This is a genomic window from Hephaestia caeni, assembly GCF_003550065.1.
Lineage (GTDB): Bacteria > Pseudomonadota > Alphaproteobacteria > Sphingomonadales > Sphingomonadaceae > Sphingomonas > Sphingomonas caeni_A.
In genome coordinates this window covers 422394-435734 of the sequence record NZ_QXDC01000004.1, presented here as the reverse complement: position 1 = coordinate 435734, position 13341 = coordinate 422394, and the positions used below count along the sequence as shown (strand labels likewise).

The following is a 13341-nucleotide window of genomic DNA, read 5'->3' as shown; positions in this document are numbered from 1 at the left end:
ATGATGCGCACGATTACATTCGAACAAAGCTTTTCGCCCGACGAACTGGCCAAGGCGTTGATGGATGCAGGTTTCTCCGGCCGCGCGTGGCTGGAGAATATCGCGGCAGGCAAGAGCGGCATTTTCGATAGCGCGGATGATGAGATCGCGCTCGATTGTGTCGTCGACGAAGATGAGGTGATCGACGCGTTAGGTGATGAGGCGATCATCAAAGCCGCCGAGGAATGCAAGGTCGACGGCGCAAATGAGCGCGCGATCGAGGATGGCATCCGATATGTTCGCGCGGGCGATCTGGGGCTGGCGCGGGCGATGTTCGCGCGGGTGTTCGAGGATGGCGACCTGCCCGCGGCCGAGCGGGCGCTGTCGTGAGCGCGCAGCCCTCCTATACCGATTTTCTGGCGGCTAAAGCCGCGCTGGACCCGATGACGGGGATCGCCGAACCTTCCGGCCTGCCATCATCGCTGGCTGATTTTCAGGGCGCGATCGTGCCGTGGGCGCTGCGGCGTGGACGCGCGGCGCTGTTCGCGGGGACGGGGCTGGGCAAGACGCTGATGGAGATCGCCTGGGCGGATGCCGTCGCGCGCCATCTGAACCGCCCTGTCCTGCTGCTGACGCCGCTGGCAGTGGCGCCGCAGTTCGTGAGGGAGGCCGACAAGTTCGGGCTTGAGGTGCGGCGGGCCGCGTCGGCCGACGATATCGGCGGTGCGGGCGTTTACGTCACCAATTACGACAAGCTCGACCGGTTCGAGATCGATGCGTTCGGCGGCGTCGGGCTCGACGAGAGTTCGATCCTGAAGGCATTCGACGGCAAAACGCGCAATGCGCTGATCGAGCGTTGTGCCCAGGTGCCGTTCAGACTGGCGGCATCGGCGACGCCGGCACCCAACGACTTCATGGAGCTGGGCAATCACGCCGAGTTCCTCGGCGTGATGACGCACGCCGAGATGCTGGCGACGTTCTTCATCCACGACGGCGGCGATACCTCGAAATGGCGGCTGAAGCGCCATGCCGAGCGCGATTTCTGGCGGTGGGTGGCGAGCTGGGCGGTGATGCTCAACTCGCCCGCCGACCTCGGCTTTTCGGACGAGGGCTATGTGCTGCCGCCGCTCAGGACGCATCAGGTGACGGTCGCCAGCCCGTTTGCGGCCGATAGCGCGCGCGGGATGCTGTTTCCGCTGGAGGCGCGGACGATGCAGGAGCGGCTGGCGGCGCGGCGCGCGTCGATCGGTGCGCGCGTCGAAGCTGGCGCGGCGCTGGCGGTGGCGCACGATCGGCCGTGCGTGGCCTGGTGCAACCTGAACGACGAAAGCAGCGCGCTGGCGCGGGCGATCCCCGGCGCGATCGAGGTGCGCGGCAGCGACCCCGAGGGGCGCAAGGAAGAGGTGCTGGCCGATTTCGCCGAAGGGCGGCTGCGCGTGCTGGTGACCAAGCCATCGATCTGCGGTTTCGGGATGAACTGGCAGCATTGCCACGATACCGTCTTCGTCGGGCTCAACGACAGTTTCGAGCAGCTCTATCAGGCGCTCCGGCGGTTCTGGCGGTTCGGGCAGATGAGCGCCGTCGATGCGCATCTGATCGCCGCGCAGGCCGAGGGCGCCGTCGTCGCGAACCTCAGGCGCAAGGAAGCGCAGGCCGCGACGATGATGGCGGCGATGGTCGACGCGATGGCGGGCTTTTCCGACGTTCATGCGCGGCCGCTGGCACGCGAGCGCGCGCCCTATCATCCACGGGCCGTCGCGGCCCCGAGCTTTCTGGTGGCGGCATGATCGAAGCGCTGGATTATCGCGAGGGCGAGGGCTGGGCGCTGTATAACGGCGATTGCATCGAGGTGATGCGCCAATTGCCCGACGAGAGCGTCGGCTATTCGGTATTCTCGCCGCCGTTCAGTTCGCTCTACACCTATTCGAACAGCGATCGCGATCTCGGCAATTGCCGCACCGACGCCGAGTTTTTCGTGCATTTCGGCTTCGTGCTGGCGGAGCTGTTCCGATTGCTGAAGCCGGGGCGGCTGGTGTCGATGCACTGCATGGACATGCCGCGATCAAAGGCGCGCAACGGCGTGATCGGCGCGTGGGATTTCCCCGGCGACCTGATCCGCGCGGCGGAGGCTGTCGGCTTCGTATTCCATTCGCGGGTGTGCATCTGGAAAGACCCGGTGACCGCGATGCAGCGGACCAAGGCGCTGGGGCTGCTCCATAAGCAGGTGAAGAAAGACAGTGCGATGAGTCGGCAGGGGTTCGCCGATTATGTCGTCACGCTGCGCAAGGACGGCGTGAACCCTGAGCCGGTGGCGGGGCCGCTCACCGATTATCATGGCGAGGGTGCGGCGGCGGTCGATGCCGATGCCGCGGCAGGTTCGACGAACCCGCGCGCCAACCCGATCGACGTGCGGTCGATCGCGATCTGGCAGCGCTACGCGTCGCCGGTGTGGGACGACATCGCCAGCGGTGACACGCTGCAATATCGCGGCGGCCGGGACGGGGCCGACGAGCGGCATATCGCGCCGCTCCAGCTCCAGGTGATCCGGCGTTGCGTCGACCTGTGGAGCAACCCCGGCGACGTGGTGCTGAGCCCGTTCGCGGGGATCGGCAGCGAGATCTATGTCGCCGCCGAGCATAAACGGCGCGGGCTCGGAATCGAGCTGAAGCCAAGCTATTTCGCGCAGGCAGTGCGCAACCTGACCTCGCTCGACGACCGGCCGCCCGAATTGTTCGGGGAGGATGCAGCGTGACCTGTGATCATCGGGGCATGGCGGAGACGGCGCGGCGCCACGCGATGGCGATGACGGCGGCGAGCCGGGATCATGGCGACCGTCACCCCGAGGAGGCCGATGTGATGGCGGCGACGATGGGCGCGGCGATGCAGCTTGGGACGATGGTTGCGGCGCTGATCGACCTCAAGATGATCGCGCCGGGCGCTGGCGGTACGCTGATGACGACGCTGTGCCGGCTGGCCGAGGATACGGCCGCCGAGATGGTGGGGGCCGGCGGATGACCAAGAAGAGCCTTGCCGAGCAGGTGCCCGATGCGGTGGCGGCGGCGATCGAGGGCGAGGTGGCGTTGACGCTGTTCGCGCTGATCGAGCGGATGCCGGCGCATATCCGCGATGCGCAGCCGTCGAAGCGCGCGATCGTCGGGGCGCTGAAGGGGCTTGGGTGGCGCCCGTTGAAACGGGCCGACGACACGATTCTTTATCGCGCGCCGCAGATCGCGAGCGACCCGTTGGCGCGGCGCGACCGTGCGGGCGGCAATATCGCTGCGGACGAGCTGCGGCTGCTGATCGAGCGCGCCGAGCGGCTTGAGGAAGAGAAGAAGGGCATCGCCGACGACATCAAGGACGTGATGGCCGAGGCCAAATCGCGCGGATACGACGCCAAGGCGATCCGCGCGATCATCGCGATCCGCAAGAAGGACAAGGACGCCTATCAGGAAGAGCAGGCGATCCTCGATCTCTACCTGACAGCGATGGGGATGGCGTGATGGCAGCGGGGACTCCTGACGCCGAAGCGCTGTTGCGCGAGATTATCGCGTGGACCAAAGCGTCGGGATCGACGTCGGGCCAATTGGGGCAGATGGTGCTCAACCACGGCGGGTTCGTGCCGCTGCTGCGCAAGCGCGGGACGCTGAAGGCGGCGACGGCCGAGCGGGTGCGCGCGTTCATGGCGGCGTTTCCGACACGCGCCGCGTTGCCGGCGGTGCTGGCGGCGAAGCTGAAGCGCGAGGCGCAGGTGCGGGCGCCGTGGACGGCCGAGCGGCACCGATCGCTGATGATCCGGCTCGGCTATCCGTCGCACCCGAGCCTGGCGGCGCCGGCCCCTCCACCGTCGCCGCCACCGCCCGAACCCGCAGCAGGGGGCAAACCGCGCGTTTCGGCGGCGGTGATCCGCGCGGCCAGGATCGACGGACGCGACCTGCCGACCTTCGTCACCGCGCTGATCGAGATGGGGCTGGAATGCTGGCGCGACGATCGGATCATGAGCGGGGAGGCGGTGTCGTGACCAAATTCGGCGATTGGACCTGGTATCTCGGCATGGACGAGGATGACGACGAGATGTGCGCCTGCGCCTCGCGCGAGGCGGCGATCGCGCAGGGTTTGCTCGAATACAAGCGCGGCGAGTGCTTCTGGATCGTCGAGGCGCGGATGCTGACCGAGGATGAGGAGGCGATGGGCGCGGGCGAAATCGATGCCGCGCCGTTCGCCGAGGCGCGGGGCGGAATTTGGGTGACCGTTGGCAAGGACGGCGCCGCGGTGGAGGGTCAATAGATGAGTGGCAGTGTCAACAAGGTGATTCTGGTCGGCAATCTGGGGCGCGACCCCGAAAGCCGGACCTTCCAGACCGGCGGCAAGATGGTGACGCTGTCGCTCGCGACATCGGAGCGGTGGAAGGATCGGACGTCGGGCGAGCAGCGCGAGCGCACCGAATGGCACCGCGTCGTCATCATGAGCGAGGGGCTGGTGACCGTTGCCGAGCGCTATTTGCGCAAGGGCAGCAAGGTCTATCTCGAAGGCCAGCTTCGCACGCGCAAATGGCAGGATCAGGCGGGGCAGGATTGCTACGCGACCGAGGTGGTGCTGGGCGGGTTCAACGCATCGCTGGTGCTGCTCGACAAGGCGCAGGGCGGCCCCGGCCGGAACGATTATTCGGGTTATGGCGACACGCCCGGCGCGGGCGGCGGCGGCGATGCCGGCAGCGGGCCAGAGGCGGCGGCTGATGCGGGCGCCCGTGACGATCTGGATGACGACGTGCCGTTCTAGCCGCTGTTCGCCGGCCGACCGTGCAGGTTGGCGCCGACCCGCTTTGCGTATTTACCGGGGATGATCCTTGCCTGTGACCGACCAACCCGCCGCGCTGCTCGATGCGGCGCTCGCTTATGCGCGCCGGGGCTGGCCGGTGTTTCCGTGCAGCCCAAAAAACAAACGTCCGCTGCTGCCCAGGGACAAGGATGCGGCGGGCAAGCCGATTCCGAACAGCGGCGGGGTGACCAAGGCGACAATTGATGAGGATCTGATCGCCGCGTGGTGGCGGCGCTGGCCGCGCGCGATGATCGGCGTGTCGGTGGGGCGCGCGGGGATGCTGGTGGTCGATTTCGATCCGCGCGTCGACGAGATCGTCGATCCCGAGACGGGCGAGGTGACGACCGAGACCTATACGCTCGACCGGCTGAAGGTCGATGTCGAAGCACAGATCGGGTGCGCGCTGCCGACCAGCCTTGCGGTGCGGACGCCATCGGGCGGGGTGCATTGCTATTTCCAGCAGCCCGAGGGCGCGCCGATCGGCAACAAGGGCACGCTGCCGGAACATGTCGATGTGCGCGGACTTGGCGGCTATGTGATCGTGCCGCCGAGCGTGTGCGACGGCGACGCCCGGAACGCGGCGGGGCCGTATCGCTGGCTGCGCGGCGATGCCGAGGCGGGGATCAGCGCGATGCCGGCGCCGCTGATCGAGGCGCTGCGCGCGCCGCCGCCGCGCAAGGGATCGGCCGACGCCGCGCGTGCGGCTGCGCCGCCGCCCCGGCCGGCGGGCGTCACGGTCGATCTGGACGAGGCGCACCGCAAATATGCGCTCAATGCGCTCGATGCCGAGGTGCGCGAGCTGGCGGGGACGCCGCGCGGGGGCGGGCGGCACGGCGGGCGCAACCAGGGCGCCTATTGGGCGGCGTTCAACCTGGGCCAGTTGGTGGGCGCGGGCGCGCTTTCCGAATCGATCGTGCGGGCGGCGCTGCTCGACGTGGTGCGCGGGTTCGATCCGGCGGCGTTCGAGACGCACAAGGGGGCGATCGAAAACGGACTCAACAACGGTATCGCGAAGCCCCGCGACCTGACCGCCGTAGGCGGTCCTATGGCGCGCGGACGCGATAGCGTCCGCTCTGCCGGTCCTTCGGCGATCGCGCCGCCGACCGAGGCTTATGCCGACGATCTGGCGGCGCAGGCTGGCCCCGCACCCGCACCCGACAGGGTGGATGACGCCTCCTTCCAGAACGGAATGGAAAGCGGCGCTTTCGTTGTCGGGGCGCGCGGGGGGCGGATCGTCGCCGAGCCCGATGCCGAGATGGACCGGCGCTGCGCGCTGTTTCCGCTGACCGATCTCGGCAATGCCGAACGGTTCCGCGCGCGGCACGGGTGGCGGTTCCGTTTCTGCAACGAACTGGGATGGTTCGTTTGGGATAGGCGGCGGTGGGCGCTGCTGAGCGAGGAAAAGGACAAGGTGCCGGGGCAAGTGAGCCTGGCGGTGTTCGAGACGGTGCGCGCGATCCGCAACGAGGCCAAACTGGTCGCGACAAGCGGGCTGCGCGAGGATGATAAGGACGACCCGGCGCGGATGGATTTCGTGACGCGGTGGAAGGGCGCGGGCGATAACAAGGTGCCGGTCTATTATAGCGAGGAGCTGGCAGCGCACGCCAAATCGAGCGAGGGGGCGAGCCGGATCGGGTGCATCGCCAATCTGGCCAAGGCCTTCACCGATATCGCGATCGCCGCCGATGCGATGGATCGGGACCGGATGGCGATCAACGTGCTCAACGGCACGATCAGGATCGGGCTCGACGGCAACAAGCCGGTGATCCGGCTGGACGCGCATCGGCCGGACGACCTGATCAGCAAGATCGCCGCTGTGGCCTATGATCCCGACGCGGCGGCGCCGGCCTATGACGATTTCCTTGCCACGGTGCAGCCGGCCGAGACGATGCGGCGGTTCCTCCACCAGTGGGGCGGGCTGAGCCTGACGGGCGATATCGGCGAGCAGAAGCTGGTGTTCCATCACGGCGGCGGGCGGAACGGCAAGTCGACGCTGAACGACCTGTGGGCGACGATCGCTGGCGATTACGGCGCGAGCGTCGCGATCGAGACGTTTCTGGACCAGGGGCGCGGGCGTAAGGGCGGGGAGGCGACGCCCGATCTGGCACGCCTGCCCGGCGTTCGGTTCCTGCGCACCTCCGAGCCCGAGAAGGGCGCGAAGCTGGCGGAGGCGCTGATCAAGCTCGTCACCGGCGGCGAGCCGATCGACGCGCGCCACCTCAACAAATCGTTCTTCACCTTCCTGCCGTCGTTCAAATTGTCGGTCCAGGGAAACCACAAACCCAAGATCACCGGGCATGACGACGGCATCTGGCGGCGCATGATGCTGGTGCCGTGGGCGGTGCAGATCGAGGAAAGCGCGGTGGACGCCAAGCTGCCCGAAAAGCTGCGCAAGGAAGCGTCGGGCGTGCTCAACCGGTTGCTGGCGGGGCTGCTCGACTGGAAGATGAACGGGTTGATCGCGCCCGACGAGGTGATCGCGGCGACCGCGAAGTACCGCGAGCAGAGCGATCAGCTCGGGCGGTTCCTTGCCGCCTGCACGCGCCCCGAGGCGGGCGCGCGATCGAAATCGTCGCTGCTGTTCGCGCTGTTCACGGCGTGGTGCAAGGCCACGGGGGCGGCGGAGTGGCAACCGCAGGGCTTCTCCAAGGCGATGGAGGATCGTGGGTTCGAGAAGAAGGCGTCGAACGGGATGCAGTGGCTCGATATCGCGATGACCAGGGCCGCGAGCGACTTCGACGAGGAGGGCGATGGGCGATCGCGATCGGGGCCGCGTGACGATCCCGGACCCGATTATGACGATCTGCCGCCCTGATGATGCCGATTTGGAAGGAGGGCGGGTTCCGCGTGGAAGGACGATTGGAAGGACGAATATGGCTGTTTCCTGCGCTATTGGAAGGACTGGAAGCCGTTTGCGACCCACCCCCGCCATGTGCGCGCGCATGCGCGCGCACGATAGATACCCTCAATTATCCTTCCACTCCTTCCAAACTGATCTTTCGATCAGATCACTAACGACAAGAACGGCGGAAAAGCGCCAAAAATGCGAGGTGCGGCGATGACGAAAGTGGAAGGACAGGGGGATGGCAGCGTGGTTCCATTGGAAGGAGCCCTCCTTCCGGCCATCTGGACGTTCGATATGGTGCAGGATCGGCTGATCGAGGCGATGATCATGCTGTGGCGGATGCCTGACCGCGAACGCGGGTGGCAGCGGGTGCGGTCGCTGTGGCCCGATATCTGGCGGCACAATCATTTTGGCGACTATGCGGACACCGACCCCGATGCCGTGCCGCGTGTGCCGCCCGCGACGCGCGAGGAGATCGGCGAGATGGAAGAGGCGTTGGGCTGGATGCGCTTCGTGCCCGACCGCGACCGCAAGCTGGTGGGGCTCGCGATCGGGCGGCTCGCGCGGGGCGAGCGGGCGGTGGCGTGGCGCGATCTGCTGGCGCCGATGGGGGTGAAACGTGGGGCGGACGGGTTGCGGATGCGGTATGGGCGCGCGATCAACCGGATTTGCGTGGCGCTGAGTGGCGGAAATCCACTGGCGAGCGTGTCAACCCCTGAAATTTGCGATTTGTGAAATTTTACCTGTTCGCGAATGGGGTGTTTTGGGGCTATTTCTTGTCACGCTGAGTTGGGCCTGTGGGTGCGGCTCTGCATTGTATCTCTCCCTACCCTCGAACGACCGGCGCGGCTCTGGCTTCGCCGGTCGTTCGCGTTTTGAGAACTCATGGCCAGGCTCACGTCGATCCGATCACGGCTGACGACGGTGCGGCCGAAGCTGGCGTCGGCGCCTGTCGATCGCGCGGCGGTCGATCGGGTGCGCGGCGGGCGCGTCTGGCGCAAGTGGTACAAGACGGCGCGGTGGCGGGCGCTCAGGTGGAGCGTGCTCGTGCGCGATCACTTCACTTGCCAGCGCTGCCAGCGGATCGAGGGCGACACGTCGAAGCTCGTGGCGGATCACCGCACGCCGCATCGCGGCGATGCCGCGCTGTTCTGGGATGAAAGCAATCTGTGGACGCTTTGCGCCTCGTGCCACTCAGGCGCGAAGCAGCGCGAGGAGCGCGCGGACTGCTGAGGGGGGGGTGGTCGAAAGTTCAGAAGGGCGGCGCGGCGCGGACCGCTGCTGTCCTCATGTGGGGATTTTTTTCTTGTCGGGTTGGGATTTTGACTTGTTCGGCGATCCGGTGCCTGAGGGGCATCGGGGGCGGGGGCGACCGCCGCACGAGCCGACGATCGAAAGCCGGCAGAAATGCGTGCTTCTTGCGGCGGTGGGGAAGTCGCCCGATGAGATCGCGGCGGCGCTGTCGATCACCGCGAAGACGCTGCGCAAGCATTATTCCCGCGAGCTGCGCGACCATGCCGCGGCGAAGCTGAAGGTCGAAGGGAAGCTGCTCGTCGGGCTCGTGCGCGAGATCGACAAGGGCAACGTGGCTGCGAACAAGGAACTGGCGAAGCGGCTCGACAAGGCCGGGCTCGCCGAACTGTCCGAGCGGGTGAGGGATCGCGGCACCAAAGCCGAGAAGGCACCAAAGCTCGGCAAGAAGGAGGCCGCCAAGGTAGCCGCGCACGAAATCGCCGGAAAGTATAGCCCGCGGGCAACGCCGACGATCCAATGAGCGGCGCGCCTGAATGGTCGACTGCCTGCCCCGACTGGCAGGAGCGGATTGTGGCGCGCCAGAGCCTCGTGCCTTTTGCGCCGCTGTTTCCGGCCGAGGCGGCGCGCGCGCTGGAGATATTCAAAGGGCTGCGTATCGTCGATGTGCCGGGGCAGCCGACGTTCGGCGAGGCGTGCGAACAGTTCGTGTTCGACTTCGTCGCGGCGATCTTCGGGGCATACGATCCCGAAGCGGGTCGCCAGTTGATCAACGAGTTCATGTTGTTGATCAGCAAGAAGAACGCGAAATCGACGATCGCCGCCGGGATCATGGTGACGGCGACGGTACTCAATTCGCGGCACGCCAACGAGCTGCTGGTGTTGGCGCCGACGAAGGAGATCGCGAACAACGTCTTCGTGCCCGCAATGGGGATGGTTCGGGCGGACCCCGAACTGGTACTGTTGATGAAGCCGATCGAGCATCTGCGCACGATCAAGCACCTGGTGACCAACGCCGAGTTGAAGGTTGTCGCGGCCGACAGCGAGATCGTCGGTGGCAAGAAGGCCGGATTTATTCTGGTCGAAGAGCTTTGGCTGTTCGGTAAAAACCCGAAGGCCGCGGCGATGCTGATGGAGGCGATGGGCGGGATGATCAGCCGACCCGAAGGGTTCGGCGTTTATCTGACGACGCATAGTGACGAAGCGCCGCGCGGCGTGATGAAAAGCAAGCTCGATTTGTTTCGGGCGATCCGCGACGGCGCGATCGTCGACAAGCGCAAGTTCGGGATGCTCTACGAGTATCCCCAGCCCATGATTGACAGTCGGGCTTATCGAAACCCGGCTAATTTCTACGTGACGAACCCGAACATCGGCCGATCGGTTGATGCGGAATGGCTGGCTGAAAAGCTGATCGAGGCCGAGCGCGACGAATCGGGCGTGCTCCAGATATTTCTCGCGAAGCATCTGAATGTCGAGATCGGGACGCGGTTGTCGCGGGATCGGTGGACGGGGGCGGCGTTCTGGGATCGCGCGGCGGACAAGAGCCTGACGCTGGACGATCTGATCCGGCGCAGCGAGGTGATCGTTGCCGGGATCGATGGCGGCGGGCTCGACGATCTGTTGGGGCTGTGCCTGATCGGGCGCGAGAAGGGATCGAAACGCTGGCTGATCTGGGCGCATGCGTGGGCATGGTCGATCGTGTGGAAGCGGCGACAGGACATCGTGACCAAGCTGGACGAGTGCATCGCCGAAGGCACGCTGACGCGGTGCGAACTGCCCGATGATGACGATCCCGAGGCGCTGGCGGCGGCGACCGATGGTGATGACGATGGTGATGCGGAATCGGACCTGACGGAGGATATCCGCGGCGTTGTCGATGTGCTGGTGAAGGTGCGCGATGCGGGGCTGTTCCCCGCAACCGAAGCAATCGGGCTCGATCCCGCGGGCGTCGCGGCGCTCGTCGACGAGCTGGCGCAGCGTGATTTCGAGGATGATGCGCTGAAGGCGATCCCGCAGGGATGGCGCCTGAGCAGCGCCATCAAGGGACTGGCGAGAAAGACGGCCGCGCGGACGGTGCGGCACGGCGGCACCGCGCTGATGGCGTGGTGTGTCGGTAATGTGAAACAGGAACCAAGGGGAGCAAGCGGCGTGGCGATCACCAAGCAATCCCCGAGCGCAAAGATCGATCCGGTGGCGGCGATGTTTTCGGGCGCGATGCTGATGAGCCTCAACCCCGAGGCCGCGGGCGTTTCCGCCTATAGCGGCGACCGCGGGCTGAAGAAGGTCTGAGCCGGATGGGTTTGATGTCGTTCCTTCTCGGCGCACCGCCGAGCGCGTCGCCGCGCGCAATGGCGGCGACGCCGGGGGAGGGTGTGTTGATCACATCGCCCGCCGACCTGGAAGCGGCGCTGCGGGACGGCAATCTGTCGGCGAGCGGCGCGGCGGTGACACCTGAAACGGCAATGCGGGTCGCTGTCGTCTTTCGGTGCGTGTCGTTGATCTCGGGCGTCGCCGCGACGCTGCCGATGCAGATCAAACGGCGGGTGGACGATCGGACGCGCGTGAATGCGACTGACGTTCCGATGTGGAGCGTGCTCAATCGGCGGCCGAACCGCTGGCAGAAGCCGGCGCAGTTCAAGCGCATGATGCAGGCGCATGTCTTGCTGCGCGGGAATGCCTACGCGCTGAAGGTGCGTGACGTGCGTGGCCGGGTGATGGCGCTGATTCCGCTGCATCCCGATCGAGTTCGGGTGGAGCAGCTCGACGATCTGAGCCTCCGTTATACCTGGACGCGCAAGGACGGGCGGCAGACGGCATTCGCGCAGGAAGACATCCTGCACTTGTTCAAGCTGACGTTCGACGGGTTCCGTGGCGTGACGCCGATCACCTATGCGCGGGAATCGATCGGCGCATCGCTGACGATGGAACGGCATGGGGCGACCGTCTTCAAAAACGGCGCGAATGTGTCTTCGGCGCTGAAGCACCCGAAAAAGCTGACGGAAGAAGCGCATGCACGGCTGCGCGCCGACATGCAGGAGTTCCGCACCGGCGGCGCCCGCGATGGCGAAACCATCATCCTCGAAGAGGGGATGGACTGGGTTCGCATGGGAATGACCGCCGTCGACGCGCAGTGGATCGAGGCACGCAAGCTGTCGCGAAGTGACATCGGCATGGTCTATGGTGTGCCGCCGCATATGTACGGCGACACCGAGAAGTCGACGAGCTGGGGCACGGGGATCGAGCAACAAACGCAGGGGTTCGTGACCTTCGGCGTCGAAGATGATTTCACGATGTGGGAAGAGGGCGTCACCGTCGATTGTCTCGACGCCCCCGCCGACGACGGCCTTTACATGCGGATCAAGCGCGGGGCGCTGATCAAGGGCGACATCAAGACCCGCTATACCGCCTATCAGATCGGCCGCAACGGCGGGTGGCTTTCGAAGAACGACATTCGCGGACTTGAGGACATGAACCCGATCGAGGGTGGCGACGATTACGACGCGCCGCTCAATTCGAACGCCGCTGTCAAAATCGGTGGCGGCACCGGAAAAGAGGACGATGACGATGCTTAGCATGCCTCCACGCGTGATGGCGAAGGCGCGCCCCGGTGCGCTGCCGATGCCGGCGGATCGTCGCGTGTCGGCGTTCGCGCCGGCGAGCGTCTATGACCGGTGGGGCGAGGATGCGGCGGGCGTGCGCGCGCTGGAGCGCGGCGACAACGTGATCACGATGTTCGAGGATATTGGCGAGGATTTCTGGACCGGTGGCGGTATCACCGCGAAGAAGGTGGCGGCGCAACTGCGCGCGATCGGTGATCGGCCCGTGGAGGTGCAGATCAATTCGCCGGGTGGCGATATGTTCGAAGGGATCGCGATCTACAACGTGCTGCGCGAGCATCCGCAGGATATCACGGTCAAGGTGATGGGGATGGCGGCGTCTGCCGCGTCGCTGGTCGCGATGGCGGGCGATCGCGTTGAGATCGGCGTTTCCAGCTTTATCATGATCCACAATTGCTGGGTGATGGCGATCGGAAACCGGCATGACATGGCGGAGGTCGCCGAATGGCTGGCGCCGTTCGATCAGGCGATGGTGGACCTGTATGCGCTGCGTACCGGTGCCGATGCAGCGCAGATCGCGAAGTGGATGGACGATGAAGCGTGGATGTCAGGATCGACGGCGATCGAGCGCGGCTTTGCCGATGCGCTGCTGCCCGCTGATCAGATGGTCCGCGACGAAGAAACGCAGGCGAGCGACCGCGAGGTAAACGAACTGCGCGCGCTGGAACTGACGCTTGTGCGCGCCGGCCATAGCCGCCGCGATGCGCGGGCTCGCATCAACAAGATCAAGGGCACGCCCGGCGCTGCCCCGATCGGCACGCCCGGCGCTGCCGATCCCAAGTGGACGGGCGCTCTTGCCGGTCTGCTCGACACGCTGAAAGTCTGACGGAGACA

15 protein-coding genes are annotated in these 13341 nt (G+C 66.1%); all 15 read left to right on the top strand.

Features of this window, described 5'->3' with window-relative positions:
• The first annotated feature begins 3 nt into the window (after positions 1-3).
• The 15 genes from DFR49_RS16640 to DFR49_RS16570 all read left to right on the top strand — a co-directional run bounded on the left by DFR49_RS16640 (position 4) and on the right by DFR49_RS16570 (position 13333).
• Positions 4-369 carry a hypothetical protein gene (locus DFR49_RS16640; RefSeq protein WP_170151043.1) on the top strand — a complete coding sequence of 122 codons (366 nt, stop codon included), beginning with the start codon at positions 4-6 and terminating at the stop codon, positions 367-369.
• Positions 366-1766 carry a DEAD/DEAH box helicase gene (locus tag DFR49_RS16635; protein WP_211325925.1) on the top strand — a complete coding sequence of 467 codons (1401 nt, stop codon included), beginning with the start codon at positions 366-368 and terminating at the stop codon, positions 1764-1766. Before DFR49_RS16640 ends, DFR49_RS16635 begins: the two co-directional genes overlap by 4 nt.
• Positions 1763-2731, top strand: coding sequence for a DNA-methyltransferase (locus DFR49_RS16630; RefSeq protein ID WP_119036798.1), 969 nt, complete (start codon positions 1763-1765; stop codon positions 2729-2731). Before DFR49_RS16635 ends, DFR49_RS16630 begins: the two co-directional genes overlap by 4 nt.
• Positions 2728-2994, top strand: coding sequence for a hypothetical protein (locus DFR49_RS16625; protein ID WP_147373720.1), 267 nt, complete (start codon positions 2728-2730; stop codon positions 2992-2994). Before DFR49_RS16630 ends, DFR49_RS16625 begins: the two co-directional genes overlap by 4 nt.
• A gap of 227 nt (positions 2995-3221) precedes the next feature.
• Complete coding sequence (locus DFR49_RS16620) at positions 3222-3479, top strand: DUF2312 domain-containing protein (protein ID WP_245968643.1); 258 nt, start codon at positions 3222-3224, stop codon at positions 3477-3479.
• Entirely contained in the window at positions 3479-3997 is a 519-nt protein-coding gene (locus DFR49_RS16615; RefSeq protein ID WP_119036796.1) for a hypothetical protein, read from the top strand. Before DFR49_RS16620 ends, DFR49_RS16615 begins: the two co-directional genes overlap by 1 nt.
• Positions 3994-4263 carry a hypothetical protein gene (locus DFR49_RS16610; protein ID WP_119036795.1) on the top strand — a complete coding sequence of 90 codons (270 nt, stop codon included), beginning with the start codon at positions 3994-3996 and terminating at the stop codon, positions 4261-4263. Before DFR49_RS16615 ends, DFR49_RS16610 begins: the two co-directional genes overlap by 4 nt.
• Positions 4264-4755, top strand: coding sequence for a single-stranded DNA-binding protein (ssb, locus tag DFR49_RS16605; RefSeq protein ID WP_119036794.1), 492 nt, complete (start codon positions 4264-4266; stop codon positions 4753-4755). It abuts the gene before it with no gap.
• 73 nt (positions 4756-4828) lie between these two features.
• Positions 4829-7609, top strand: coding sequence for a phage/plasmid primase, P4 family (locus DFR49_RS16600; RefSeq protein WP_119036793.1), 2781 nt, complete (start codon positions 4829-4831; stop codon positions 7607-7609).
• Positions 7610-7852: 243 nt separating this feature from the next.
• A complete protein-coding gene (locus DFR49_RS16595; RefSeq protein ID WP_245968607.1) occupies positions 7853-8374 on the top strand; it encodes a DUF6362 family protein in 522 nt (173 codons plus the stop codon).
• Positions 8375-8524: 150 nt separating this feature from the next.
• A complete protein-coding gene (locus tag DFR49_RS16590; protein WP_119036791.1) occupies positions 8525-8872 on the top strand; it encodes an HNH endonuclease in 348 nt (115 codons plus the stop codon).
• A gap of 94 nt (positions 8873-8966) precedes the next feature.
• The gene (locus DFR49_RS16585; protein WP_119036790.1) at positions 8967-9413 is read left to right on the top strand and encodes a helix-turn-helix domain-containing protein; all 447 of its coding nucleotides are present in this window, start codon (positions 8967-8969) and stop codon (positions 9411-9413) included.
• Positions 9410-11179, top strand: a complete 1770-nt coding sequence (locus DFR49_RS16580) for a terminase TerL endonuclease subunit (RefSeq protein WP_119036789.1) — start codon at positions 9410-9412, stop codon at positions 11177-11179. Before DFR49_RS16585 ends, DFR49_RS16580 begins: the two co-directional genes overlap by 4 nt.
• Positions 11180-11193: 14 nt before the next feature.
• A complete protein-coding gene (locus tag DFR49_RS16575; protein WP_211325924.1) occupies positions 11194-12462 on the top strand; it encodes a phage portal protein in 1269 nt (422 codons plus the stop codon).
• Positions 12449-13333: a head maturation protease, ClpP-related gene (locus DFR49_RS16570; RefSeq protein WP_211325923.1), complete on the top strand. Its 885-nt coding sequence runs from the start codon at positions 12449-12451 to the stop codon at positions 13331-13333. The genes DFR49_RS16575 and DFR49_RS16570 overlap by 14 nt, the downstream gene beginning before the upstream one ends.
• The last annotated feature ends 8 nt before the right edge of the window (positions 13334-13341 follow it).